Origin of the sequence: Tessaracoccus flavus, assembly GCF_001997295.1 — a bacterium.
Lineage (GTDB): Bacteria > Actinomycetota > Actinomycetes > Propionibacteriales > Propionibacteriaceae > Arachnia > Arachnia flava.
Genome location: NZ_CP019605.1, coordinates 1,410,620 through 1,436,794, shown reverse-complemented (window position 1 = coordinate 1,436,794; position 26,175 = coordinate 1,410,620). Strand labels below are relative to the sequence as shown.

Sequence of the window (26,175 nt, the reverse complement as noted above, 5' to 3'; positions counted from 1 at the left end):
GGGGATACCACCTGTCGAAGCCTAGCCCCTCGGGTGGCGGATCGGGGTCAGTGCGCCGCCGCGTCCTTGGGCAGTTCGACCAGCTCGAGCAGCACGCCGCGGGCATCCTTGGGGTGCACGAAGTTGATTCGCGAACCGCCGGTGCCGCGCTTGGCCTCGGGGAACAGCAGGCGCATCCCGCGCTCCTTGAGCACGGACGACACGTGATCGAGGTCGGCGACCCGGTAGGCGAGCTGCTGCATCCCGGGGCCGTTGCGGTCGATGAACTTGGCGATGGTCGAGTTCTCGTTCAGCGGCGCGAGCAGCTGGATCTTGGCGTTCTCCTCGCCCTGCGAACCTGTGCCCATCATCGCCTCGGCGACGCCCTGCTCCTCGTTGACCTCGCGGTGCAGCTCGCGCCAGCCGAAGGTCTCCGTGTGGAACTTGACGGCCTCGTCGAGGTCGGGGACGGCCAGGCCGACGTGGTCGATGCAGATGAAGAGATCAGAGTTTTCCATGGGCATTAGCCTGCCACACCGGCGAGTCGCACAGTCGGGCGGGGTGCCCTCAGGCAGACTGTCCGTCGAACCCACGTGAGGAGGCCGATGTGATCGGTTGGATCAAGAAGATCCTGTTGGTGCTCGTCGTAGCCTTCGTCCTGTTCTACCTGTTCACGCGCCCGGAAGCTGCGGCTGAAGCCGTGCGCACGTTCTTCGGCGCGTTCGAGGCCATCGGCCGGTTCTTCACCGAGCTCGCCGGGTAGCCCGATGGGCGTCATGGGACGCCTGCTCGAGCCCCAGATCGAGGCGCACCTGCTCGAGATCGAGGGGGAGCGGGTGATCGATGAGGTGCGCAAGCACTGGGCTGCCACCTTCTGGTGGTACTGCCTGGCGGGGCTGAGCCTGCCGCTGTTCGTCTCGATGGTGTGGGCGCGCGGCCTGTTCTGGATCCCGCTGGCCCTGGGGCTGGCGGCTCTGTCGGTCGGACTGTGGAAGATCCACGTCGCCTACATGGACCGCTTCGTCATCACCAACATGCGCGTCTTCCGCGTCAACGGGGTCTTCAACACCAACCTCGCCACGATGCCGATGAGCCGCATCCTCGACATCTCGATGAAGCAGCCCTTCCTCGGGCAGCTGTGCGGCTACGGCCACTTCGTGTTCGAGACTGCGGCGCAGGATCAGGGCCTGCGCGACATCACGTTCGTCGGCGACCCGCAGCGCCGCGACCTGATCATCCAGCGCGTCATCGCCCGCGCCGGCCTCCGCACCAAGATGCAGATGGACGACGAGGACAGCGACGGCTCCTAGGCGCCCAGAGCGGTGTCGACCAGCGCCTTCGCGGCCTCCTGCACCTCGCGGAGGTGCTGTTCGCCCTTGAGGGATTCGGCGTAGATCTTGTACTTGTCCTCCGTGCCGGAGGGACGGGCCGCGAACCAGGCCGACTCGGTGGTCACCTTGACGCCGCCGATGGCGGCGCCGTTACCGGGGGCGTGCGACAGGACGGCGGTGATCGGCTCACCGGCGAGCTCGGTCACCGTGACGTCGTCGGCGCCGAGCTGAGACAGGCGCGCCTTCTGGTCGCGGGTGGCGTCGGCGTCCACGCGTGCGTAGTAGGACGTCCCGAACTCCGCCTCGAGGTCGGCGTAGTGCTCGCTGGGGGTCTTCCCCGTGACCGCGATGATCTCGGAGGCGAGCAGCGCCAGCAGAATGCCGTCCTTGTCGGTCGTCCACGTCCGGCCTGCAAGGGTGAGGAACGACGCCCCGGCGGACTCCTCGCCGCCGAAGCCGATCGAGCCGTCGGTGAGTCCCGGGACGAACCACTTGAAACCGACGGGCACCTCCACGAGCCGGCGTCCGAGCTTCGCCGCCACCTTGTCGATGAGGGAACTCGACACCAGCGTCTTGCCGATGCCGGCGTCCGGTGCCCACCCGGGACGATTGGCGAACAGGTAGCTGATCGCCACCGCGAGGTAGGCGTTCGGGTTCATCAGGCCCGCGTCGGGGGTGACGATGCCGTGCCGGTCGGCGTCGGCGTCGTTGCCGGTGGCCACCGTGTAGCGGTCACGGCTGCCCACCAGGGAGGCCATCGCGTTGGGCGACGAGCAGTCCATGCGGATCTTGCCGTCCGTGTCGAGCGTCATGAACCGCCACGTCGGATCGACGGCGGGGTTGACCACCTCGATACCGAGGCCCTGGTCGGCGAGGTAGTCCCAGTACTGGACGGCGGCCCCGCCCATCGGGTCCGCCCCGTGGCGGAGGCCAGCCCCGCGGATCGCATCGAAGTTGAGCGCGGTGGAGAGTTCGTCGCAGTAGGGCGTTCGGTAGTCGTAGCGCGTGATCTCGCCGGCGATCCGCTCGTACGACGTGCGCCGGATCGACGACAGGTCGCCCAGCAACTCGTTGGCCCTGGCGGCGATCACCTTCGTCGCGTCGGAGTCGGCGGGGCCGCCGCTGGGTGGGTTGTACTTGAAGCCCCCGTCGCGCGGGGGGTTGTGGGAGGGCGTGACGACGATGCCGTCGGCGCGTGCGCCGTCGCCGAGGTTGTGGCGGATGATCGCGCGGGACACTGCGGGCGTCGGCGTGTACTCGTCATCCCGCTCCGCCAGCACATCGATGCCGTTGGCGTGCAGGACTTCGAGCGCCGTCTTCCACGCGGGCAGCGAGAGTGCATGGGTGTCCTTGCCGATGAACAGCGGACCGGTGGTGCCCTGGGCGGCCCGGTACTCGATGATCGCCTGGGTGGTGGCGGCGATGTGCGCCTCGTTGAAGGCCGTGTCCAGCGACGAGCCGCGATGGCCCGACGTGCCGAAGACCACCATCTCGTCGGGATTCGACGGGTCGGGGGAGCGGTCGTAGTAGGCCGCGATGACCTCGTCGACGTTGATCAGATCCGATTCCTGGGCCAGCTGGCCGGCGCGCTCGTGTGCCATGGCCTCAGCTTAGCGATCCGGCTCCGGTTCAGGTCAGAAGAGCACCGACGACAGCCGACGACGCGCCTTGAGCACCGCGGGATCGGTGCGGCCGACCACCTCGAACAGCTCGAGCATCCGCAGCCGGATCGGGTCGCGCTGGTCCGGCCCGACCCGGCCGGCGAGCTCGAGGAGCCGGTCGAACGCCTCCTGGTAGCGCCCGGCGATGATCTCGAGATCGGCTGCGTCGAGGGCGGCCTCAACATCGGTGTCGTCAGCGTTGGCGCGGCGGACGATGGCGTCGGGATCGAAGCTGAGGCTCCGCTCCAGCAGCGCCGACTGGGCCCGGCCGGCGAGCACCTCCGGGTCGTTGGGGGTCTCGGCGAGCAGCGCGTCGAACTCCCGGACGGCGGCGGCGTAGTCGCCGGCCTCCAGCGCCGCGTCTGCCTTCGCGAAACGCGGGTTCGCCGCGGGCGCGTCCGTCGCCTCCTGGGAGGCCGCCGCACCGACAGGCTGGGCACGGCCGGTCATGCCGTTGGCGACCGCGAGCTGGGCCACCTGATCGAGCAGTGCGGCGATCTCGTCGCGGGACTTCGTGCCCTGGAAGAGGGGGGCCATCTGGCCGCCGATGAGTGCGATCACGGTCGGGACGGCCTGCACGCCGAGCGCCTGTGCGACGCGGACCTCGGCGTCGACGTCGACGCGGGCGAGCAGGAACTTTCCGCCGGCGGCGTTGACGAGCTCGGTCAGCGCTGCTGAAACGGCGGCCCCGCTGGGGTCGCGGGGGGAGTGGAACTCGACGATGACCGGGTACTGGACCGACCGCGAGGCGACGTCCTGGAACTCGGCCTCCGTGACCTGGAGGACGAAGGACGATCCTGCCGCGGGAGTCGGCTGGGCTAGCGAGGAGAGGTCAACGGCGCCGGGGCGCGAGAAGTTCGCATCAGTCATGCGTTCCATCTTGCCAGGGTTCAGGAGCGGCGGGTGACCACGGCACCCGGCCCCGCGCCCTCCCTGTCGAGGTAGCTGGCGAGAACCTCGCCCGGCGGGTTGAGCGCGAGGCGGCCGCGGGTCGCTGTGATGGTGAACGGTCCCCGGTGGAGCGCGACCGTGTCGCCATCGACGACCTCGGCCCGGACGTCGGCGAGGTCCGGGTCGCGTAGCTCGGGGTGGAGTCTTCGCAGTTCGAGCAGCCGGCGGTAGAACTCAGCCATCTCGCGGTGCGGCGAGGTGGTCCGCTCCTCCCAGTCCAGGACCGCGCTGCGGGCCGTGGCCGGGTCCTGCGGGTCGGGAGTCGGCTCGGCCCAGCCCATCGCGGCAAACTCGCGCAGACGCCCCTCGGTGACCAGAGGACCCAGCTCTGGCCCGAGGTCGCTGAAGTAGGGGAACGGACTCGACGCCGCCCATTCCTCGCCCATGAAGAGCATGGGGGTGTAGGGCGAGAGCAGGTAGAGTGCCGCCCCCGCCGCCTGTTCCCCGAGCCCGGCGTGCTGATGGAAGCGGTCGCCCACCGCCCGGTTGCCCACCTGGTCGTGGTCCTGGAGGAAGACGACGAACGAATGCCCGTCGTAGAGCGGTGACGCAGGGTCGACCGGCGCGCCCCAGAGCCTCCCCCGGAACGCGGAGAAGCTCCCGTCGCGGACGAACGGCCGGGTCAGGGCCTTGACCACGTCGTCGATGGTCCCGAAGTCGCCGTAGTACCCCTGGGTTTCGCGGCCGAAGAACGAGTGCAGGGCGTGGTGCACGTCGTCGGCCCACTGCGCGTCCATGCCACGGGCGTCCGGAACAGACCCGACGGCCGACACCATGGAGGGCTGGTTGAGGTCGGACTCCGCGATGAGGGTGAGCGGTCGACCGACCTCGCCCTCCCACGCCGATACGCAGCCGCTGAGCTCGGCGAGGAAGTGGCGCTGGGAGTCGTCGTGCAGCGCGTGGACGGCGTCGAGGCGCAGCCCGTCCACGCCGACGTCGACCAGCCAGTGCCGCGCGGAGTCCAGGAGGAACCGGCGGACCTCTCTGCTGTCGGTGCCGTCGAGGTTGACGGCCTCGCCCCAGGGCGTCTCGTGGCGGTCGGTGAAGTACGCACCGAACTGGCCCAGGTAGTTCCCCTCTGGGCCGAGGTGGTTGTGGACCACATCGAGCACGACGGCCAGTCCCCGCTCATGGCAGGCGTCGACGAAACGCACCAGCCCGGCGACCCCGCCATAGGGCTCGTGGACGGCGAAGAGCGCCACGCCGTCATAGCCCCAGCCGCGCTCGCCGGGGAAGGCGGCAACCGGCATGAGCTCGACGGCATCGACGCCGAGGTCGACGAGGTGATCGAGGCGCTCGACGGCGGCGTCGAACGTACCCGGACCGGTGAAGGTCCCGATGTGCAGCTCGTAGAGCACGGCGCCGCGCAGGTCGCGCCCTGGCCACTGCGTCGCGCGCGTGAAGAGCGCCGGATCCAGCACCTCGCTGGGCCCGTGCACCCCGTCGGGCAGCGAGAACGAGCGCGGATCCGGCAGCGGGGCGCCCCCGTCGAGGCGGAATGCGTAGCGGTCACCGGGGGCGAGATCCACCGGGGATTCGAACCAGCCGTCTGCCGTCGCGCTCATCGGGTGCTCGGCGGAGCCGAGGTCGAGGGTCACCGTGCCGGCCCTGGGGGCCCAGACCGCGGGCCTCATCGGGCCACCAGCAGGGCGACGGGGAGGTCGCTCAGGACCTCCTCGAGCGACACGGGGCCACCCGCGATCTCCCGGCCAGTGAGGGCGTCCACGAAGGTGCCCTCGGGCAGGATGAGCTGGTGGTCGCCCCACCCGCCCCGTTCCGCGAGGAGGGATGGGAGCCTGGTGGCCACGGTCACGGAGACCAGCGCCTCGCCCTCGCCACGGGAGAAGGCCACCGCGTGCCCGCTCGTCGTGGGCACGGGGAAGTAGCTCGCGTGCTCGCCACGGAAGGCCTCAGCGTGATCCCGCCGCAGGCGCAGCGCGCGGCTCGTGACGAGCATCTTCTCGGAGTCCAGATCGGCCGCGCCACCGGCTTCCAGCACATCGCTGCGGTGGGCGAAGTCCACTGGTCGGCGGTTGTCGGGGTCGACGAGGGAGAGATCCACGATCTCGCAGCCCTGGTAGACGTCCGGGACCCCGGGCATCGTCAGCTGGATCAGCTTCTGCCCGAGGACCGTGGCCCGCACCGACTCGGCCACCTCCTCGGTCAGGACATCGAGGGCCTCGGCGCAACGCTCGTCGGTCAGGGCGAAGGAGGCGAGGTCCTGCACCGCTTCCTCGTAGGCTGCGTCGGGGGCGGTCCAGGTGGTGTGGAGCTTCGCCTCCCGCATGGCCTTGGTGAGGTAGCCGCGCAACCGGTCGGCGCTGATCGGCTCATCGCCTGCCCTGGTCCCCGGTAGCCGCCAGCACGCGGCCAGCGTCTGCCACAGCAGGATCTCGGTGGCCCCGTCCACCAGCGTCGACCGGTGCGAGTCCGTGGCGGCGCGGAGCTCCCCGACGCAGGCCTCCCATTCCTTGGCGTGCTCCAGCAGGGCGGCGAGCCGCGCACGCACATCCTCGGAGCGCTTGGTGTCGTGCGTCGAGAGGGTCGTCATGGAGGACGGCCACGCGCTCGAGAGCTGCTCGCAGAAGCCGTGGAAGCCGTCGGGGGACACTCCGACGATGGTGGGCTCGCTCCCCACCTCGTTGACCGCCACGAACCGGTTCCAGCGGTAGAACGCGGTGTCCTCCTTGGACTTGGCCATGACCGGGCCGCAGGTCTGGGCGAATCGGATCATGAACTCGGCACGAAGCTCGGCCACGCCCGGCGGGGAGGCCGGCAGCTCGGTGGTGACCGGTTCCGCGCTCACCGGGGGAAGCGTTTCCGCCCCACCGGCGAGACCAGGGGCCTCGTCCCCGCACGCGAGGGCGACGACCAGGTCCAGCGTGGCCTGCTCATCCTCCTCCAGGGCGGACCGCGCCCTCTCCGCGGCCTCCACGACGACGTCGCGTTCGGACTCCTGGGTCGGCAGCCCCGGCTCCACGTACGCCCGGTAGCGGTCCATCTGCACCAGCAGCGCACGGATCGCGTGGTTGAGCTGGCGGCGGGTGTGGTCGCGGAGCCTGACATCGGTGTCGCAGATCGCCACGGCGATCGAGGTGAGGCGGTTCACCTCGGCGAAGAGCATGGTGCGGACCACCTCCTCCTTGGCCTTCAGGAGCGTGGCCCCGAACCACGCCTCAGGCAACGCGACGCGCTCCCACAGGTCGTTGAGGCGCGGCAGCTGGTTCGGGTCATGGAACAGCCCGGCCACCCTCAGCAGCGAGTCGTAGCCGGTCGTGCCGGCGCACCGCGACCCGGCTGGCAGGGTTTCGTGCGGTTCGAGGATCTTCTCGACAACGACCCAGCAGCCGCCGGTGGCGCGCTGGAGCTTCTGGAGATAGCCGCGCGGGGTGGCGAGGCCGTCGGGATGGTCGATCCGGAAGCCGTCGATGAGGCCCTCGTGGAAGAGCCGCAGCAAGACGGCGTGGCTGGCGTCGAAGACCGACTGGTCCTCGACCCGGATGGCGGCGAGCGTGTCGACGTCGAAGAAGCGTCGGTAGTTGAGTTCCTCGTTGCCCACCTTCCAGTACGCGAGCCGGTACCACTGTCGATCGAGCAGTTCGTCCAGCGGGAGGGCTTCGGTGCCGGGCCGGATGGGGAAGACATGGTCGTGGTACGCGACGACGAGTTCTGTCCGTCCGGCTACGTCACGCTCTTCGACGACGATCGAACCGTCGGCCAGTTCTTCGCCGATCCGGCGACCGAGCACCGGCATGAGGATGGCGCGGGAACTGGTGAGGTCGATGTCGAACCATCCGGCGTAGTCGGACTCGGACCCTGTCCGCAATACATCCCAGAGAGCGCGGTTCAGCCAGAGCGGCGTCGGTACCGCCATGTGGTTGGGCACCACGTCGACGATGATGCCGAGCCCGTGCTCGCGCGCGGCTGCGGCGAGGCGGCGGAAACCCTCTTCGCCGCCGCACTCGCGCGAGACGGCCCCGTGGTCGACCACGTCGTACCCGTGGGTCGACCCTGGGGCCGCCTGCAGAATGGGGGAGCAGAACACGTGGGTGACGCCGAGCCGGGCCAGGTAGGGCACCTGGGCCGCTGCGTCATCGAACGTGAACGACTCGTTGAGCTGGAGTCGGTAGGTGGAGGCTGGAGCAACTGACACCCCACAACCGTAGCGTCAGCGGCTGATGCCCTCCACTACTTCGCCGGCGGTCGAGTTGTCGAGCTCCAGCGCCACGTCGGCCTGCGAGACGACGCCGACGACCTTGCCGTCCTCGACGACGGGCACGCGGCGGATCTGGTGCTCGCTCATCGCGGTGGCGACAGCTTGGGCGTCGTCGTCCGGCGACACGCTCACGACGTCGGTGGTGGCGATCACGGACACGGGCGTGCTCGCGGGATCGTGTCCCTCGGCGATGCCGCCGACGACGATGTCGCGATCGGTCAGCACGCCGACGAGCGCACCGCCGTCGACCACCGGCATCGACCCGACGCCGTGGGCGCTCAGCTGCCGGGCTGCCTCCACGAGGGTGTCGCTGGGGGACAGCGTGTGGGCGGGTGAGGTCATCAGGTCGCGTGCGGTCTTCATCGTGATTCTCCTTCGATGAGGTGGTCGGTTACCGTCTCCACCGTTGCACATGTTCGTCCGCTTCGGAAGGTTTCGCGACAACAGTGCTTGCCAGAGGCCTATGATGGGGCGCTATGGGCATTCTTGACACCTCCGGAGGGCAAGCCAACCGCGCCGTTGAGAGCATGGTCGGCGCCTTCCGCGACATCGGACTGGACGGCAAAGCGAGCTTCGCGTCGGCCGAGACGGTGGCGCGACGGGCGCTGGCCGACGCGGGCAACCCGGACGATGCGATCAGATCGGTGATCCGCAAGCACCGCCGCGGAACCACGGCGGGCGGCTTCCTCACCGGGCTGGGGGGCTTCGCCACGCTGCCGCTCCTCCTGCCCACCAACATCTTCGAGTTCTACGTCCAGGCCACCCGGATGGTGGGCGCGATCGCGAAGATCCGCGGCTACGACCTGGGCGACCAGGAGGTACGGGCCAGGGTGCTGGCCTCCCTCGTGGGGGAGGAGTCCGGCGAGATCCTCGCCAACGTGGGTCTCGGACCGATCGCGGGCGCGGCCACCAGGCGGGTGGCCAAGCGGCTGCCGAAGTCACCGCTGTCCGAGGTGACCAAGGCCATCGGCGTGCGGCTGCTGAGGCGCTTCGGTCTCCGCTCGGCGCGGCTGTTCGGCAAAGCCATCCCAGGCCTGGGCGGCGTCATCGGCGCGGTGTCGGACCGGCGCCAGCTCGGCCGCATCGCGCAGGCTGCGAAGTCCAGCTTTCCCGAGCGGACGGGTGGTCGGCGCAGGCGTTAACGCCCGACGGCGAACCCGCCTTCCGTGGCCCCCCGGAAGCCGTCAAGCAGCAGCGCGATGCGTCGGGCGGACAGCTCCGTGACATGGGTGGGGACATCGGGCGGCTCCACCCAGTGGATCGCCCGGATCTCCCGGTCGTCGGTGCCCAGCGTCGCGGCTACTGCCGGACTGAGGATTCCGCCGTCGTAGATGAACTCCACCGCATCCGACCAGCCGAGATAGGGCGGCATCCAGTCGATGAGCGCCGGCTGGCCGAGGTCGACGACGATGCCGAGCTCCTCTTCGATCTCCCGCGCGCCCCCGACGCGAGGGGACTCTCCCGGCTCCACGACCCCCCGGGCAGTTCCCAGTCCGGCTTGTAGGTGGTCTCCAGCAGGAGTACCCGGGCCTGCTCATCACGGAAAAGTGCGTGGGCGATCATCCGCTTCTTGGGCAGAATAGTCTCGAGCACGCCCGTGAAACCGTGCGGGCCGTAGACCGTGTCGATCGCCAGGCGCGAGTAGACCAGGATGTCGCGGAAGACCCCGGGCTCGGGCTCGATGGCCGACCGCAGCCGACCCTCCAACCTGAATCCGCACCGGTGCAGCGCGATCCTCGCGGCGGTATCCCATTCCGGAAGCTCCACCTGGAGTCGGCGCAGGTTGTGGGCGAGGATCGCGTCATCGGCGGCCAGGGACAGGGCACGCCGAAGCGTGTCGGTGTCCACCTCCTGGGCCTCCCAACGCAGGGTGCCGACGCCGCCCTTGATGTCGAGTTGGACCCGGAAGTCGCTCACGAACCTGTGCGACGCAACCAGACCGATCCGAGCGGCGGCACCGTCACCCGGGCACGCGCGGGGAAGTGGCCCCACGGCTCCGCATGGGCGGTCACCTCGCCGAGGTTGCCGAACTCGCCGGATCCGTCGTAGATCGGGGCATCGGTGTTGAGGATCTCCTCCCAGGCACCCGCGACCGGCAACCCGATCTCGTAATCGCGAAGCGGTTCGGGGGAGAAGTTGGTGACGCAGGCGATGTGGTTGCCCGAGGAGTCGTGGCGGACCCACGACAGGGTGTTCCGGCTCGCGTCGTCCGCGTTGATCCAGCTGAAGCCCTCCGGCGAGTTGTCGAGCTCGTAGAGCGCCGCGTTGTCCCGGTAGGTGTGGTTGAGGTCCCGGAACAGTCGCTGCAGGCCGCCATGGCCCCACAGGTCGCTCACCCACCACTCGAGCGACGTGGCTTCGTTGAACTCGGGGCGCTGACCGAACTCGCAGCCCATGAAGATGAGCTGCTTGCCCGGGAACGACCACATGAACGAGTAGAAGGCACGCAGGGTGGCGAACTTGCGCCAGTCGTCCTGGGGGACCTTGTTGATCATGGACCCCTTGCCGTGCACGACTTCGTCGTGGCTGATCGGCAGCACGAAGTTCTCCGTGTACGCGTAGACCATGGCGAAGGTGAGCAGGTTGTGCTCGTACTGCCGGTAGACGGGATCGAGCTGCAGGTAGCGCAGCGAGTCGTTCATCCAGCCCATGTTCCACTTGAAGCCGAAACCGAGTCCGCCTTCGTGCACCGGCTTGGTGACACCCGGGAACGAGGTGGACTCCTCCGCGATCATCACGACGCCCGGCTCGCGCTCGTAGAGGTGGCGGTTGACGTAGCGCAGGAAGTCGATGGCCTCCAGGTTCTCCCTGCCGCCGAACTGGTTCGGGACCCACTGGCCCTCTTCGCGGGAGTAGTCGAGGTAGAGCATCGAGGCGACGGCGTCGACGCGGAGGCCGTCGATGTGGAACTCCTTGATCCAGTACAGCGCGTTGGAGACGAGGAAGCTCTTCACCTCGTTGCGGCCGTAGTTGAAGATGTAGGTGCCCCAGTCCTGGTGCTCGCCCTGGCGGGGGTCTTCATGCTCGTAGAGGGCGGTGCCGTCGAAGCGGCCGAGCGCCCACTCATCCTTGGGGAAGTGTCCGGGCACCCAGTCCATCAGCACGCCGATACCGGCCTGGTGGAGCTTGTCGATGAGGTAGCGCAGATCGTCCGGCTTGCCGAAGCGCGACGTCGGGGAGAAGTACCCGGAGACCTGGTAGCCCCAGCTGGGCTCGAACGGGTGCTCGGCCAGCGGCATGAACTCGACGTGGGTGTAACCCTGCCACTTGAGGTAGCTGACGAGTTCCTCAGCCAGGTCGAGATAGCTCTTGCCCTTGCGCCAGCCGCCGAGGTGGAGCTCGTAGACGCTCATCGGTTCGGCGTGGGCCTGTGCGGTGCGGCGCTTCTCCATCCACTCGTCGTCGGACCACAGGTACTTCGACTCGTAGACGATCGAGGCGTTCGCGGGTGCCTGCTCGCTGAAGCGCGCCATCGGGTCGACCTTCTCGATCCAGCGGCCGTCGTGGGTCTCGACCCGGAACTTGTACAGCGTGTCCTCGCCGAGCCCCTCGATGAAGGTGCACCACACCCCGGAGCCCGGGATGAGCTCCATCTGGTCACCGGTCCACCAGTTGAAGTTACCGATGACCTGCACGGACCGGGCGTTCGGGGCCCAGACGGCGAACCGGACACCCGTGACGGATCCCCGCTCGTCGTCCTCCACCGTGACGACGCTGCTGCCGAGCCTACGCCACAGCTCCGTGTCCCCGCCTCCGTGGAAGCCTTCGAAATCCCACCCGGTGAGTCCACCGAACCGGTCGTGCGCCATTGTGATCAGTCTCCTTCGCGCAGAATCTCTGCGCGCCCAATCTAGCGGAGCGAGGCGAGCCGTGTGAGTGGCACACGGAGGAGATGGGGGCGGTACCGCGCTTCGTAGACCGCCTCGTACGCGGCCTTGTCCGTCTCGTACGCCCCAAGGACGGCGTCGGCGCCGGCCTGATCGATGCCGTACCCGCTGAGGAACTGCGAGCGGCACTCGCTCAGCCACTCCGGGCTGGCGTCGCCTTCGGCCGCGGCGTAGTCGAAGGAGCGCAGCATCCCCGCCACGTCGCGCAGCGGGGAGTCCGGCTCGCGGCGCTGCTCCAGCGTCTTGAGCGGCTCGCCCTCGAAGTCGACGTAGCGCCAGGTACCGCCGCTGAGCAGGACCTGGCCGAGGTGGCAGTCGCCGTGGATGCGCTGCGCGGGCAACCGCCGGCCGGCGACGCTCCGCAACGAGCGGGTGACCGCTTCGCGGTGATCGCGTACCTCGCCCACCTCGGCGCAGACGGCGTCGAGACGTCGTTCGAACTCGGTCGCCATCGCGTCGCCGTCGAGGGTGCCGGTGGGGAGCCGGTCAGCCAGCGCCGCGTGCACGGCCGCCAGTGCCTCACCCAGCGCCCGCGCGTGGGCGCCGAAGCTCTCGCCCCTGCGGGCGTGCTCGCTTGCCAACACGTACCCGTCGGTGGGGTCTGACAGCGCTTCGAGGAAGATGGCGAGGTCGGCGCCATCGTGACTCCAGACCCCGTAGAGTTCGGCCGCCAGTCCCGTCCCGGCGAGGGCGCGGTGGAGTTCGACGTCGACGTTGATCCCCGGCTCGATACGTCGAAACACCTTCATGATGAGCTGGTCCCCGAAGAAGACCGACGTATTGGACTGCTCGCCCCGGTAGCGCCGCGCGGGCAGTCCGGCCGGGACGTCGCGCAGCCGCTCGAATCCAGGGGCGCCGGCACGCAGCAACTCCAGCAGGCCCTCGGCCGAATCGCAGGCGTCCACCGGCTCGGCACCGTCAATGCGCAACGGCACCGAGAACCTCTCGACGTGGCCGTCGTCGAAGGACACGTCGAGGAAAGCTGCCTGGTAGCGCTCGCCGGAGTTGGCCTGGAGCTCGGGGCCGAGTTCGACCCCGGCGGGGCGCCCGGCCCTCCCCGAGAACCAGCGCGAGGAGTGGGCCAGGTCCCACAGGCGATCCTTCAGCTCGGTCATGGGGCGGTGACGTGGAGGATGTGGGCGGGCTGTCCTGGATAGAGGCGCACATAGGCGCGTTCCGACCAGAGGTAGCTCTCGCCCGTCAACTGATCGGTGACCCTGACCTCGTGGCGGCCGGCGGCACCGAGCGCGGCGAGGTCCAGCGTGAGCTCGCAGTCCTGCGTGTTGTCCGGATCGAGCGAACACACCGTCAGGATGACGTCGGCCCCGTCAGCCTTGGAGAAGGCGATGATCGCGTCGTTGGCTGCGTGGTGGAAGGTGACGTCGCGCAGCTGCTGCAACGCCGTGTGCTCCTCGCGGATCTCGTTGAGCCGCCCGAGCAGCAGGTTGAGGTTGGGCTGCGCGTCGTAGTTCCTCGGCCGGAATTCGAACTTCTCCGAGTCGAGGTACTCCTCCTTGCCCGGCGCCAGGGGCAGGTGCTCGAACAGTTCGAAGCCCGAGTACACCCCCCACGACGGCGACATCGTGGCCGCCAGGATCGCCCGGATGGCGAACGCGGCATGGTTGCCCGACTGCAGGAAGAACGGGTTGATGTCGGGGGTGTTGACGAAGAAGTTCGGGCGGTAGTAGGCCGCCATCTCGGTGGAGAGCTCCGTGAGGTACTCGGTGAGTTCCTGCTTGGTGTTGCGCCACGTGAAGTAGGTGTAGCTCTGCTGGAAACCGACCTTGCCGAGCGCCCCCATCATCTGCGGCCGCGTGAACGCCTCGGCGAGGAAGATGACCTCGGGGTTGGACTCGTAGACCCGTTCGATCAGCCAGTCCCAGAACTCGACGGGCTTGGTGTGGGGGTTGTCCACGCGGAACACGGTCACCCCGCGTTCGATCCAGAACCTGACGATCCGCAACACCTCGTGGTAGATCCCGACGGGGTCGTTGTCGAAGTTGATCGGGTAGATGTCCTGGTACTTCTTCGGCGGGTTCTCCGCGTAGGCGATAGTGCCGTCCATCCGCGTCGAGAACCACTCCGGGTGCTCGGTCACCCAGGGGTGGTCGGGCGACGCCTGCAGCGCGAGATCGAGCGCGATCTCAAGGCCGAGCGAACGGGCCTTATCGATGAACCGGTCGAAGCTCTCGAAGTCGCCCAGCTCGGGATGGATCGCGTCGTGGCCGCCGTCGGGCGAGCCGATGGCCCACGGAGAGCCGGGATCCTGATCGCCGGGGGTCAGCGTGTTGTTGCGCCCCTTCCTGAACGCGCTGCCGATCGGGTGGATGGGCGGCAGGTAGACCACGTGGAAGCCCATCCGGGCCGCGGCCTCCAGCCGATCGTGAGACGAGTCGAAGGTGCCGGAGTGCCAGCGGCCCTCGTCGTCGATCCAGGCGCCCTGGGAGCGCGGGAAGAACTCGTACCAGGACGAGTAGAGGGCCCTCTTGCGCTCGACGCGCAGTGGGACTTCCGCCGTCGGCGAGATGAGCTCCCGTGGCCCGAAGCGTGCCATGGCGCGGTTGATCGGAGCGGAGGTGACGAGCTCGAGCAGTTCGTCGACCTCGGTCTCGGGAGTCAGCGATTCGGCGGCACCACGAAGCAGATTCGCGGCTCCCGGGGTGCGCAGCGCATCGGCGGCCTGGGCGGAGCGCTGCAGCAGATCGCGGCCCTCCATGCAGACCAGTTCGACGTCGACGCCGACGGGGAGCTTGGCCTCCGCATGGTGTCGCCAGGTGCCCCACGGGTCGCTCCAGCCCTCGACCCGGTAGGTCCAGTCGCCCTCCGAGGCGATGCGCACGTGCGCCTGCCAGATGTCGAGACCGAGTGGCTCCACCTGCTTCATGTCCACCCGGCGCTGGGTGCCCTCGGGGGAGGTGAGGATGACCGACGCGTTCACCGCATCGTGGCCTTCACGAAACACGTTGGCCTGGATGAGGATCCGCTCGTGCACGACCGCCTTGACGGGGTACGCCCCGCCCTCGAGGACGGGCGTGACGCCCGTGACCGGGATGCGGCCGAAGCCGCCTTCGGTACGAACGATCCGCTGACTGGCTCTGGCTGGGTATTGCGAACTCACGGGTGCCAGCCTAGTGGGTCAACCCCCTAGGACAGGAGGTTGATGGAGGAGGGTTCCTCCTCCGCGTGCAGCGCGAGCAGCTCGGCGGCGCTGGTCGGCACCTTGGCTCTCATCATGACCACGCTCCGTGCGGGCATCGTCAGTTCGGACCCGCTCGGAAGGACGCCCTCGGGCAGTTCGGTGTCGTCGGCGCTGTGCCAGACCACCTCGAAGGCGTAGCCCCAGGGAAGGCCGGGAAGCACCAACGGGACGGGGTTCGCCGCCGAGTTGAACCAGGTCACGAACGCCTCGGCGGCGTCGGACACGTACATGCCCAGCAGCCGCCTCGCCCCGTCGTGCCAGGCCTGGTCGGTCATCACGCCGTAGTGGCCGTCGAGCCAGGCGAAGTCCACCCGCTGGAGGTTCTCGCCGTGCTCGCTCAGCACCTCGGTGTGGTAGCCGAAGTCGGTCGGGCGGAGCACACCGTGCCCCTGCCTGAGCGCGATCAGGTCGGCCACCCGCTTCCGGACGTCCTCCCACTCCGGTGGGATGTCCCAGTCCACCCAGGAGATGGGGGCGTCCTGGCAGTAGGCGTTGTTGTTGCCCTTCTGGGTGCGGCCGAACTCGTCGCCCGCGGTCAACATGGGGATGCCCGCGGCGAGGATCTGCGTGGCGTGGAAGTTGAGCACCTGGCGGCGGCGCAGCGCGTTGATCGACGGGTCGTCCGTCTCGCCCTCCCAGCCGTGGTTCCAGGACCGGTTGTTGTCGTTGCCGTCCCGGTTGGCCTCGCCGTTGTCGAGGTTGTGCTTGACGTCGTAGCTCACCAGATCGCGCAGGGTGAAGCCGTCGTGGGCGGTGACGAAGTTGATGCTCGACTGCGGGGAGCGCCCCGGCTGATCGAAGATGTCCGGGGAGCCCGCCAGCCGCGTGGCCAGCTCCTGGACCCCGTGCACGCTGCCGCGCCAGTAGTCGCGGACGTGGTCGCGGAAACGGTCGTTCCACTCGTGCCAGCCGTGCCCGAACGCACCCACCTGGTAGCCGTAGGGGCCGATGTCCCAGGGTTCGACGATCATCTTGATGCCGTCGAACGTCGGGTCCTCGGCCACGAGCCGCTTGAACGGATGGCTCTGGTCCACGCGGTGGTGTTCGTCGCGGACGAGGGTGGTGGCCAGGTCGAACCGGAAGCCGTCGACACCCATTTCGCGCACCCAGTAACGCATGGAGTCGAGGACCAGCTTCAGGACCATGGGGTGGGCCGTGTTGACTGAGTTGCCGCAGCCGGTGACGTCGTAGTCATTGCGGCGGTCGTTGGTCAGGCGGTAGTAGGCGTCGTGGTCGATCCCGCGCATGCTGAGCGTGGGGCCCTCGTGGCCGCCCTCGCCGGTGTGGTTGTAGACCACGTCCAGGATCACCTCGAGGCCCGCCTCGTGGAGCTTGGACACCATGTACTTGAAATCGCTCACCTGATTGCCGACGGTGCCGAGGCTGGCGTAGAACGCGTGGGGTGCGAAGAACCCCAGCGTGTTGTAGCCCCAGTAGTTGCGCAGCCCCTTCTCGGCGATGAACGGCTCGGAGACGAAGTGGTGCAGCGGGAGGAACTCCACCGCGGTGACGCCCAGCTCGAGCAGATAGTCGATGACGGCGGGGTCGGCCATGCCAAGGTACGAGCCGCGCAGGTGGTCCGGAACGCCGGGGTGTCGCTTCGTGAAGCCGGCGAGATGGGTCTCGTACAGGATGGTCTCCGACATCGGCCGGCGGCGCTTGACCGGAGTGGGCGGCGGAGTCTCGCTCACCACCACCGACAGTGGAACGGCCCCGAAGGAGTCAGCCTCGTTCCTGGTGTAGGGATCGCCCGCCACATGGTCGAGGATGGGTCCACGGAAGTCGACGCCACCCGCGATCGCCCGCGCGTACGGATCGAGCAGCAGCCTGGCCGGGTTGAAGCGGCTGCCCGACGACGGATCCCAGGGGCCGTCGACGCGGAACCCGTAGAGCTGGCCCGCGGAGATGCCCGGGACTTCCACGGTCCAGATACCGGCCTGCCCGCCGGTCATCGGCAGCCGCGTCTGTTCGTTGAGGGCGTCGATGAGGACGAGGTCGACGGCAGTGGCCCGGGGAGCCCACAGACCGAACGCGGCCCCTTCGGGGGTCAGCCTGGCACCCAGGGCGCTGGTGTCCGGCTCGTCGCGTGTGGTCATGGCCTTCTTTCGGGTGGGGCTAGTCGCGGCTTTCGGGTGGGGCTAGTCGCGGCGCCCCATTGTGCCACTACGAAACCAATCTCGGTATAGCGGTGACCAGCTCTGGCACGATGGGCCCATGAACGCGCGCGGCTACTTCGACCACGCCGCGACGACCCCGCTGCGACCCGAGGCACTGGACGAGCTTGTCCGCCTGGCATCGTTGGTCGGTAACCCGTCCGCGCTGCACCGTTCGGGGCAACTCGCACGCAGGGCGTTGGAGGAGGCGCGGGAGGAACTCGCGGAGGCGGTCGGGGCGCACCCCACGGAGGTGATCTTCACCTCCGGTGGCTCCGAGGCCGACTCCATCGCCGTCCTGGGCGGGTGGGCGGCCAGACGCGCGGAACGGCCGGGCTGTCTCGTGTCCGCCGTCGAGCACCCGGCGGTGGTGGGTGCCGTCAAGCGCGGGGCCGGGATCCTGCCCGTGACCGCTGAGGGCGTGGTGGATCTGGATGCCGCGGACAGGCTCATCGACGCCGGGACGGGGATCGTGTCGGTGATGGCGGTCGGCAACGAGACCGGCACCGTCCAGCCCGCGGCGGCCGTGGCCGCGCTCGCCGCCGGGGCCGGCGCGTGGTTCCACACCGACGCCGTGCAGGCGTTGGGCCACATCCCGCTCGATTTCGCGACGAGCGGCGCGCACCTGATGAGCCTGTCGGCCCACAAGGTCGGGGGCCCCGTCGGGGTCGGCGCGCTGCTGTGCCGTCGAGAGGTCCAACCAGCTCCGATCGGGTTGGGGGGCGGCCAGGAACGCGGGCTCCGATCGGGGACCGTGCCCGTCGCGCTCGCGGCGTCGTTCGCCCGCGCCGCGAGCGTCGCTGTGGCCGGGCAGGCCGCCGAGGCTGTGCGCCTGGCCGGGCTCCGCGACCGCGTGGCCGACCTCTGTCTGCGGCTGGGTGGACGTTTGAACAGCCTGCCGGGCGGCGCCCCGCACATCGTCAACGTCACGTTCGACGGTGTCCGCGCCGACGACCTCCTCTTCCTCCTCGACCAGGCCGGGATCCGGGCGTCGGTCGGGAGCGCCTGCCGGGCCGGGGTCCACCAGCCGAGCGAGGTCCTGCTCGCGATGGGAAGAACCCTCGACGAGGCCACCCAATCGCTGCGCTTCTCACTGGGCTGGACCACCACGGACGACGACGTCGAGGCGCTGGGCGGGGCGCTGGCCGCTGGGTTGCAGATCGCAACCGGGTAACAATGGACACATGACCTCACCCCAGTTCACCCTGCCGTCGGACGATCACGACCCCCTCCTCTGGCTGGAGGAGGTCGAAGGCGACGACGCGCTGAGCTGGGTTCGTAGCCGTAACGAGAACTCCACCGCGGTACTCCACACCGAGCGCTACCGGGAGATCGAGGCCGACACCCTCGCGATCCTCGACTCCGACGACCGCATCCCCGAAGTGACCCAGCGCGGCGAATTCCTCTACAACTTCTGGCGCGACGCCGCCCACGAGCGCGGGCTGTGGCGACGCACCACGTGGGAGTCCTACCGCTCCGGTCGTCCCGAGTGGGACGTGCTCATCGACCTGGACGCTCTTGCGGAGGCGGACGGCATCAACTGGGTGTGGCACGGCGCGCACGTCCTCTACCCGTCCTACCGCCGGGCGCTGGTGTCGCTGTCGCGTGGCGGAGCCGACGCCACCGTCGACCGCGAGTTCGATCTGGACACCCGCAGCTTCGTCGAGGACGGCTTCACCCGGGCTGAATCCAAAGGCTCGATGACGTGGGCGGACGGCAGCGGCGACGAGGTGTTCATCTTCACCGACTTCGGCGACGGCTCGATGACGCAGTCTGGCTACCCCCGCGTCGTCAAGAGGTGGCGACGCGGCGAGCCCCTCGTCGACGCACGAACCGTCTACGAGGGCGAGCCGACCGACATGTACATCGGCGCGTTCGTCGACCGCACACCGGGATTCGAGCGCACGTTCATCACCAAGGCCATCACCTTCTACACCGACGCGCTCTATGAACTGCGCGGCGATCACCTGACGTTCATCCCGGTCCCCGACAGCGCAGAGGCGATGGTGTGGCGGGACTGGCTGCTCATCGAACTGCGCGACGACTGGACACCCGGGGCCGAGACCCACCCCGCAGGCGCTCTGCTCGCAGTCCGCTACGAGGAGTTCCTCGCGGGTGGCCGGGAGTTTGCGGTCCTCTTCACGCCGAGCGAATCGGCGTCCCTTTCGGACGTGACCGCGACCCGGACCCGCCTCGTGCTCACCCTCCTCGACGACGTGCGCAACCGCCTGGTGTCCGCTCGCCCCGCCGATTCGGGCTGGGCGCTCGACGAGGTCACGGTCACCGGGGTGGGCCGCTTCGACACCCTGTCGGTGCGCGCCGTCGACCCGTACGACTCCGACGCGCTGTGGGTCAACTCCTCCGGGTTCCTCACCCCCACGACGATGCTGCTGGTGGAGGGCGACGGCACCGCCGAGACGATCGCCCAGCTCCCCGCCTTCTTCGACGCTGACGGGATGGAGGTCAGCCAGCACTTCGCCCTGTCCGACGACGGCACGCGCGTGCCCTACTTCCAGGTCACCCCGCCAGGACTGACGGGGCCGGCTCCGACGCTGCTCAGCGGCTACGGCGGCTTCGAGGTCGCCCGACTCCCGGCCTACACGCCGGCCATGGCCCGCGCCTGGCTCGCCCGCGGGGGTGTCTACGTGCTGGCGAACATCCGGGGCGGGGGAGAATACGGACCCCGGTGGCACCAGTCCGCCCTCCGCGAGAAGCGGCACCGGGCCTACGAGGACTTCGCCGCAGTGGCCAGGGACCTCGTCGCCCGCGGCGTCACCACGCCCGCCCAGCTCGGCACCCAGGGGGGCTCGAACGGCGGACTGCTCATGGGCAACATGCTGACCGGCTATCCCGAGCTTTTCGGCGCCATCGTGTGCCAGGTGCCGCTGCTCGACATGCGCCGCTACTCGCGCCTGCTGGCGGGCGCGTCGTGGATGGCCGAGTACGGAGACCCGGATCTCCCCGACGAGTGGGCGTTCATCCGCACGTTCTCGCCGTACCACCGCGTCGCCGACGGCGTCGACTATCCGCCCGTGCTGTTCACGACGTCGACCCGGGACGACCGGGTGCACCCGGGGCACGCCCGGAAGATGGCGGCCCTCATGGAGGGGCTCGGAGCGGACGTGACGTACTTCGAGAACATCGAGGGCGGCCACGGCGGTGCGGCCACCAACGCCCAGGCGGCGATGATGCAGGCGCTCGCCTTCGAGTTCCTGTGGCAGCGGGTGGGCGAGCGATGAGGGTATTGGTGGCCATGTCCGGCGGCGTGGACTCGGCCGTCGCCGCGGCCCGCCTCGTCGCCGAGGGGCACGACGTCACAGGGGTGCACCTCGCCCTGTCCAGGAACCCGGCCTCCTACCGCAGCGGCGCGCGTGGCTGCTGTTCGCTGGAGGACTCGCACGACGCCCGGCGGGTGGCCGACAAGCTCGACATCCCCTTCTACGTCTGGGACTTCGCGGAGGAGTTCCACGAGGCCGTGGTCGAGGACTTCGTCGCGGAGTACCGCGCGGGACGCACCCCCAACCCCTGCCTGAGGTGCAACGAGAAGATCAAGTTCGCTGCGGTCCTCGACCGCGGCGTCCGTCTGGGGTTCGACGCGGTCGCCACGGGGCACTACGCCGATCTGCGGCACCATGACGACAGCTCTGTCACCCTGCATCGCGCCGCGGATGCCGCCAAGGACCAGTCGTACGTGCTCGGCATGCTCAACCAGGACCAACTCCGTCGCTGCCTCTTCCCGCTGCACGACGTCGAGAAGCCCGTGGTGCGCGAGGAGGCCAACGTGCTGGGGTTCGGGGTCGCGCGTAAACCCGACAGCCACGACATCTGCTTCATCGCCGACGGCGACACCCAGGGCTTCCTCGGGCGCTACATCGACGAGCGGCCCGGCTCCATCGTCGACGCCGCCGGTCAGGTGCTGGGTGAGCACCTCGGCACCCACCGCTACACCGTGGGACAACGCCGCGGCCTCGACCTGCGGGTGCCCGCTCCCACCGGCGAACCCCGCTACGTGCTGAGCATCGAGCCCGTCAGCAACACGGTCGTCGTCGGCGGCAGGGAGGACCTCGCCGTCGGCGAGCTCGGCTGTATCCGGGCCACCTGGACCGGGGAGCCCGTGGCGGGACGCTGGCGCGGGGAGGCTCAGTTCCGCGCACACGGCATCCCCCAGCCGGCGAGCTTCGAGGCGGTCGGGGACGGCCTCCGGGTCACCTTCGACGAACCCGCCTCCGGGGTCGCGCCCGGCCAGACGGTGGTGGCCTACGACGATGACCGCGTCGTGGGATCAGCCGTCATCGCGGAGACCTCGCGGTGAGGATCACGGCGGCCGGGTCGCTGCCCGGCAGCGACTTCCGAGGGGCCCTGGGTGCGATGACCGACCTGCTGCCCGAGGTGCTGCCGCTGCCTGAGCTACCGGCGCGGGGCCCCGGCTCCGACCTCGTCGGACGGGCCCTGGGACTCATCGATGGGCTGGGCTTCGACGTTCAGCCGGCGGGCTGGCGGCTGGCGCACCACGCCGGGTCGGAGCACCGCAGGGCGCGCGCCCAGTGGCGGCGCGATCTCGATGATGCCGAGGAACTGCTCCAGGGGTTCGGCGGGACGCTGAAGGTCGCCGTCGGCGGCCCGTGGACGCTGGCCGCGAGCGTGGAGCGGCCCACCGGCGACAGGTTGCTGGCCGACCATGGGGCCCGGCGGGAGCTGGCCGAGGCCCTGGCTGAGGGGACCACGCTGCTGCGGGCCGACCTGGGCCGTCGGCTGCCGGAGGCGACCGTCCTGATCCAGATCGACGAACCCGCGCTGCTGGCGGTGCGCGACGGTGAGATTCCGACCGCCAGCGGGTTCTCGCGCCACCGCCGCGTCGACCCGCCGGAGCTCGTGGGGGCGCTGCGACCCATGGCGACCGGCGCGCTCCTGCACTGCTGCGCCCCCGGACGGTGGGCGGAACTGGCCCGGCGGGCCGGCTTCGACTCGATCGGGGTGGATTCGCGCCTCTCCCACCTCGACGACCTGGGGGAGTGGCTCGACGGCGGCGGCACTCTCGTGCTGGGCGTGGTGGAGACCGCCTCGGCGGTGCCGCAGAGCGTCGACCAGCTCGTCGATGAGACCTTGCGCGTGGTCCGACGGCTCCAGATCGCGGACCCTGGGGAGCGACTCCTGCTGGGGACGGCGTGTGGGCTAGCGGGCTGGGACCCGCGCGACATCGCACCCCAGCTCCGCGCGCTCCGGCGTGCTGCGGAGCTCTCCGCCGAAGCGCTGCTGCGCGGGTAGGGTGGCACCGTGCGCATCTTCTCCAACCTCAACCTCGACGGGCCGTCTCCGCTGCGCGCGCAGCCCGGTCGCGGCGAGTGGGGCGCTCAGGGGATCCCGAGCACGCGGTGGAAGAAGTTTCAGCGCGTCATCATCCCGATCCTCGTCGTGGCCATCGCCGTGGGGCTGTTCTTCCTGGGTCGGGTGTTCTACCTCATCCTGACCGGCCAGTAGGATGGCCGCGCCGCCGCCGCGGCACGAACCAACCGAGGAGCAAACCAAGTGGCTATCACCGCCGACGACGTGGCTCGCCTAGGCGCCCTTGCCCGCATCCAACTCTCCGAGCAGGAGTGCGCCGAGTTGGCGCCGGAACTCACCGTCATCCTTGATTCGGTGCGGAGCGTGGGCGAGGTCGCCACCCCCGACGTGCCGCTCAGCACCCACGCCGTACCGATGACCAACGTGTTCCGCGACGATGTCGTGCGGCCGCCGCTGACCAACGGGCAGGCCCTGTCCGGGGCGCCGGATTCCGAGGACGGCCGGTTCCGCGTGCCGCAGATCCTGGGGGAGAGCTGATGAATCCGCTGTTGCGCCTGAGCGCCGCCGACCTGGCGGACATGATGAGCCGGGGCGAATTGACCTCGGAGGACCTGACGCGCGCCTGCCTCGAGCGGATCGATGCGCAGAACCCCACCCTCAACGTCTTTCTCAGCGTCGACCCCGAGGGGGCGCTCGAGGCGGCCCGCGCCGTCGACGCGCGCCGCGCGGCGGCCGAACACCTCGGCCCGCTCGCCGGGATCCCGATCGCCGTCAAGGACAACTTCTGCACCACGGACTTCGCGACCACGTGCGGATCCAGGATGCTCGAGGGGTGGGTTCCTCCGTACGACGCCACCGTCGTCACCCGACTGAGGCAGGCCGGGCTGATCATCGTCGGCAAGACCAACATGGACGAGTTCGCGATGGGCTCGTCCACCGAGACCTCCGCGTTCGGTCCCACGCGTAACCCGTGGGACACCGACCGCATCCCGGGCGGATCCGGGGGAGGGTCCGCCGCCGCCGTCGCGTCGTTCATGACGCCGCTCGCCGTCGGGTCCGACACGGGCGGCTCGATCCGACAGCCTGGGTCGGTCACCGGCACGGTCGGGGTGAAGCCCACCTACGGGGGCGTCTCGCGCTACGGGCTCGTCGCCATGGCCTCGAGCCTCGACCAGCCGGGGCCAGTGGCCCGCACCGCCTACGACGCCGCCCTGCTGCATCAGATCATCGGTGGCTACGACCCCATGGACTCCGCATCGATCGACGCCCCCGTCGGCGAGTTGGCGACCGCGGCTCGGGCCAGGAGCCTGGACGGGGTGCGCGTCGGTGTGGTCAAGGAGTTCGCGGGCGAGGGCTACGAGCCCGGAGTGCTGCGGCGATTCGAGGAAGCGGTCGACGTGCTGCGCGCCGCTGGGGCGGAAGTGGTCGAGGTGAGCTGCCCCCACTTCACCTACGCCCTGCCCACCTACTACCTCATCCAGCCCGCCGAGCTGAGCTCCAACCTCGCGCGGTTCGACGGTATGCGCTACGGGCTGCGCGTCGGCGACGACGGCACACGGTCCGCCGAGGAAGTCATGAACCTCACCCGCGAGGCCGGCTTCGGCCGCGAGGCCAAGCGCCGCATCATCATTGGGACGTACGCGTTGTCGGCCGGGTACTACGACGCCTACTACGGCTCGGCCCAGCGCGTGAGAACCCTCATCCAGCGCGACTTCGCCGCCGCCTTCGAGACCGTCGACGTGCTCGTGTCCCCGACCACGCCCACCGTGGCCTTCAAGATCGGTGAACGCGTCGCCGACCCGCTCAGCATGTACCTCGCCGACCTGTGCACGATCCCCTCGAACATGGCGGGCAACGCCTCGGCGTCGTTTCCCGCGGGGCTGAGCGACGACGGCCTGCCGGTGGGGTTCCAGGTGATGGCCCCGCCGCTGGCCGATGAGCGGCTCTACATCATCGGCGGCGTCCTCGAACGAGCGCTCGAAGCACGCTGGGGTGGGCCCCTGCTGCGGGAACTGGAGGCCAAGGCATGACCGAACTCGTGGACTACGACGAGCTGCTGACCAGGTACGACCCCGCCCTCGGGCTGGAGGTCCACGTGGAGTTGAACACGGCCACGAAGATGTTCTGCGGCTGCCCGAACGTCTTCGGTGGCGACCCGAACACGCACGTGTGTCCCGTCTGCCTGGGGCTCCCCGGTTCCCTTCCGGTCATCAACGGCAAGGCCGTCGAGTCGGCCATCCGGATCGGCCTGGCCCTCAACTGCGAGATCGCGCAGTGGTGCCGCATGGCGCGGAAGAACTACTTCTACCCCGACATGACGAAGAACTTCCAGACCTCCCAGTACGACGAGCCGATCGCCTACGACGGCTTCGTCGAACTCGAGGTGGACGGCGAGACGTTCCGCGTCGAGATCGAGCGGGCCCACATGGAGGAGGACGCGGGCAAGGCCACCCATGTCGGGACCTCCGGCCGCATCCACGGGGCGGACTACTCCCTCATCGACTACAACCGCGCCGGCGTACCGCTCATCGAGATCGTCACCCGCCCGATCCTGGGCGCCGGGGCGAAGGCTCCCGCCGTCGCGAAGGCGTACGTCGCCCACCTGCGGGAACTCGTGAAGTCGCTCGGGGTCTCCGACGCCCGGATGGAGCAGGGGTCGCTGCGCTGCGACGCGAACATCTCGCTGATGCCGGCCGGGTCAGACGTGTTGGGCACCCGCACCGAGACCAAGAACGTCAACTCGCTGCGCTCGGTCGAGCGGGCCATCCGCTACGAGATGACCAGGCAGGCAGCCATCCTCGACGGCGGCGGCCGCGTCATCCAGGAGACCAGGCACTTCGACGAAAGCACCGGCACGACCGGCTCGGGACGTTCCAAGGAACAGGCCGAGGACTACCGCTACTTCGCCGAGCCTGACCTGATGCCGATCGCTCCGTCCGCCGAGTGGGTCGAGGCGCTGCGGGAAACCCTGCCGGAGCCGCCGGCCGAGCATCGGCGCCGCCTGCAGGGCGAATGGGGCTTCTCCGACATCGACTTCCACTCGATCGTCGCCTCCGGTGCGCTCGCGCTGGTCGAGGAGACCGTCGCCGCCGGCACGACGCCGGCCGCCGCGCGCAAGTGGTGGGTGACCGAGCTGGCGCGTCGCGCGAACCAGGACGGGTTGGAGCTGGACGAACTCGCCATCACCCCTGCCCAGGTTGCCGCGGTCCAGGGTCTCGTCGATGACGGGCAGGTCAACGACAAGCTCGCCCGTCAGGTGATCGAAGGCGTCCTCGCGGGCGAGGGTGAGCCCGCCGACGTGGTCAAGAGCAGGGGACTCGCGGTGGTCTCCGACGAGGGGGCGCTCTCCTCGGCTGTCGACGAGGTCATCGCCGCGAACCCGGACGTGGCCGACAAGATCCGCGCCGGAAAGGTCGCCGCTGCAGGCGCCCTCATCGGTCAGGTGATGAAGGCGATGCGGGGGCAGGCCGACGCCGGGAAGGTCCGCGAACTGATCCTCGCCAAGCTGACCTGAG

Annotated in this window: 21 protein-coding genes and 1 pseudogene; 11 read left to right on the top strand and 11 right to left on the bottom strand. The window is 69.4% G+C overall.

Annotation, left to right across the window (positions count from 1 at the left end; genetic code table 11):
* Positions 1 to 47: 47 nt before the first annotated feature.
* Positions 48 to 497 carry a methylmalonyl-CoA epimerase gene (gene mce, locus RPIT_RS06550; RefSeq protein ID WP_077341698.1) on the bottom strand — a complete coding sequence of 150 codons (450 nt, stop codon included), beginning with the start codon at positions 495 to 497 and terminating at the stop codon, positions 48 to 50.
* An 89-nt stretch (positions 498 to 586) separates the two neighbouring features.
* On the opposite strand from mce, the gene RPIT_RS15340 reads away from it, so the two are divergent.
* Entirely contained in the window at positions 587 to 742 is a 156-nt protein-coding gene (locus RPIT_RS15340) for a hypothetical protein (protein WP_169835141.1), read from the top strand.
* Positions 743 to 755: 13 nt separating this feature from the next.
* Positions 756 to 1,289, top strand: coding sequence for a PH domain-containing protein (locus RPIT_RS06545; RefSeq protein WP_335755111.1), 534 nt, complete (start codon positions 756 to 758; stop codon positions 1,287 to 1,289).
* Here RPIT_RS06545 and pgm read toward each other — a convergent pair.
* Genes pgm through RPIT_RS06520 form a run of 5 tightly spaced genes read right to left on the bottom strand, consistent with a single transcriptional unit; the run spans position 1,286 to position 8,501 of the window.
* Positions 1,286 to 2,911 carry a phosphoglucomutase (alpha-D-glucose-1,6-bisphosphate-dependent) gene (gene pgm, locus RPIT_RS06540; protein WP_077341693.1) on the bottom strand — a complete coding sequence of 542 codons (1,626 nt, stop codon included), beginning with the start codon at positions 2,909 to 2,911 and terminating at the stop codon, positions 1,286 to 1,288. The genes RPIT_RS06545 and pgm overlap by 4 nt on opposite strands.
* A 33-nt stretch (positions 2,912 to 2,944) precedes the next feature.
* On the bottom strand, positions 2,945 to 3,841 hold the full coding sequence (locus RPIT_RS06535; RefSeq protein WP_077341691.1) for a tetratricopeptide repeat protein: 897 nt from the start codon (positions 3,839 to 3,841) through the stop codon (positions 2,945 to 2,947).
* 20 nt (positions 3,842 to 3,861) lie between these two features.
* Positions 3,862 to 5,556: a malto-oligosyltrehalose trehalohydrolase gene (gene treZ / locus RPIT_RS06530; RefSeq protein ID WP_077341689.1), complete on the bottom strand. Its 1,695-nt coding sequence runs from the start codon at positions 5,554 to 5,556 to the stop codon at positions 3,862 to 3,864.
* Entirely contained in the window at positions 5,553 to 8,075 is a 2,523-nt protein-coding gene (treY, locus tag RPIT_RS06525; protein ID WP_077341687.1) for a malto-oligosyltrehalose synthase, read from the bottom strand. Before treY ends, treZ begins: the two co-directional genes overlap by 4 nt.
* Positions 8,076 to 8,090: 15 nt before the next feature.
* Positions 8,091 to 8,501: a CBS domain-containing protein gene (locus RPIT_RS06520; RefSeq protein ID WP_162274511.1), complete on the bottom strand. Its 411-nt coding sequence runs from the start codon at positions 8,499 to 8,501 to the stop codon at positions 8,091 to 8,093.
* 113 nt (positions 8,502 to 8,614) lie between these two features.
* Here RPIT_RS06520 and RPIT_RS06515 point away from each other — a divergent pair, with 113 nt between their 5' ends.
* On the top strand, positions 8,615 to 9,280 hold the full coding sequence (locus RPIT_RS06515; RefSeq protein ID WP_077341683.1) for an EcsC family protein: 666 nt from the start codon (positions 8,615 to 8,617) through the stop codon (positions 9,278 to 9,280).
* Here the strand turns inward: RPIT_RS06515 and RPIT_RS16105 are convergent.
* From RPIT_RS16105 to glgX, 5 genes and pseudogenes are all read right to left on the bottom strand, one after another.
* A pseudogene (locus RPIT_RS16105) lies at positions 9,277 to 10,076 on the bottom strand (NUDIX hydrolase). The gene RPIT_RS06515 and the pseudogene RPIT_RS16105 sit on opposite strands and share 4 nt — an antisense overlap.
* Positions 10,052 to 11,947 (bottom strand): 1,4-alpha-glucan branching protein GlgB, encoded by a 1,896-nt coding sequence (glgB, locus tag RPIT_RS06505; protein ID WP_077341681.1) that lies wholly within the window; start codon positions 11,945 to 11,947, stop codon positions 10,052 to 10,054. The pseudogene RPIT_RS16105 and the gene glgB overlap by 25 nt, the downstream one beginning before the upstream one ends.
* Before the next feature lie 41 nt (positions 11,948 to 11,988).
* Positions 11,989 to 13,140 carry a phosphotransferase gene (locus RPIT_RS06500; RefSeq protein WP_077341679.1) on the bottom strand — a complete coding sequence of 384 codons (1,152 nt, stop codon included), beginning with the start codon at positions 13,138 to 13,140 and terminating at the stop codon, positions 11,989 to 11,991.
* Positions 13,137 to 15,143, bottom strand: coding sequence for an alpha-1,4-glucan--maltose-1-phosphate maltosyltransferase (locus RPIT_RS06495; protein ID WP_077341677.1), 2,007 nt, complete (start codon positions 15,141 to 15,143; stop codon positions 13,137 to 13,139). Before RPIT_RS06495 ends, RPIT_RS06500 begins: the two co-directional genes overlap by 4 nt.
* Before the next feature lie 26 nt (positions 15,144 to 15,169).
* Positions 15,170 to 17,320 (bottom strand): glycogen debranching protein GlgX, encoded by a 2,151-nt coding sequence (glgX, locus tag RPIT_RS06490; protein WP_077341675.1) that lies wholly within the window; start codon positions 17,318 to 17,320, stop codon positions 15,170 to 15,172.
* Between the two features lie 118 nt (positions 17,321 to 17,438).
* Here glgX and RPIT_RS06485 point away from each other — a divergent pair, with 118 nt between their 5' ends.
* From RPIT_RS06485 to gatB, 8 genes are read left to right on the top strand one after another with little or no spacing between them, the layout of a single operon-like run.
* The gene (locus RPIT_RS06485) at positions 17,439 to 18,551 is read left to right on the top strand and encodes a cysteine desulfurase family protein (protein WP_077341673.1); all 1,113 of its coding nucleotides are present in this window, start codon (positions 17,439 to 17,441) and stop codon (positions 18,549 to 18,551) included.
* A 10-nt stretch (positions 18,552 to 18,561) separates the two neighbouring features.
* Complete coding sequence (locus RPIT_RS06480) at positions 18,562 to 20,616, top strand: prolyl oligopeptidase family serine peptidase (RefSeq protein ID WP_077341671.1); 2,055 nt, start codon at positions 18,562 to 18,564, stop codon at positions 20,614 to 20,616.
* Positions 20,613 to 21,689: a tRNA 2-thiouridine(34) synthase MnmA gene (mnmA, locus tag RPIT_RS06475; protein WP_077341669.1), complete on the top strand. Its 1,077-nt coding sequence runs from the start codon at positions 20,613 to 20,615 to the stop codon at positions 21,687 to 21,689. The genes RPIT_RS06480 and mnmA overlap by 4 nt, the downstream gene beginning before the upstream one ends.
* On the top strand, positions 21,686 to 22,642 hold the full coding sequence (locus RPIT_RS06470) for a uroporphyrinogen decarboxylase/cobalamine-independent methonine synthase family protein (protein ID WP_077341667.1): 957 nt from the start codon (positions 21,686 to 21,688) through the stop codon (positions 22,640 to 22,642). Before mnmA ends, RPIT_RS06470 begins: the two co-directional genes overlap by 4 nt.
* A 9-nt stretch (positions 22,643 to 22,651) precedes the next feature.
* Positions 22,652 to 22,855 (top strand): hypothetical protein, encoded by a 204-nt coding sequence (locus RPIT_RS06465; RefSeq protein ID WP_077341665.1) that lies wholly within the window; start codon positions 22,652 to 22,654, stop codon positions 22,853 to 22,855.
* A 48-nt stretch (positions 22,856 to 22,903) separates the two neighbouring features.
* Positions 22,904 to 23,197: an Asp-tRNA(Asn)/Glu-tRNA(Gln) amidotransferase subunit GatC gene (gatC, locus tag RPIT_RS06460; protein ID WP_077341664.1), complete on the top strand. Its 294-nt coding sequence runs from the start codon at positions 22,904 to 22,906 to the stop codon at positions 23,195 to 23,197.
* Positions 23,197 to 24,690 (top strand): Asp-tRNA(Asn)/Glu-tRNA(Gln) amidotransferase subunit GatA, encoded by a 1,494-nt coding sequence (gatA, locus tag RPIT_RS06455; protein WP_077341662.1) that lies wholly within the window; start codon positions 23,197 to 23,199, stop codon positions 24,688 to 24,690. Before gatC ends, gatA begins: the two co-directional genes overlap by 1 nt.
* Positions 24,687 to 26,174, top strand: coding sequence for an Asp-tRNA(Asn)/Glu-tRNA(Gln) amidotransferase subunit GatB (gene gatB, locus RPIT_RS06450; protein WP_077341661.1), 1,488 nt, complete (start codon positions 24,687 to 24,689; stop codon positions 26,172 to 26,174). The genes gatA and gatB overlap by 4 nt, the downstream gene beginning before the upstream one ends.
* The last annotated feature ends 1 nt before the right edge of the window (position 26,175 follow it).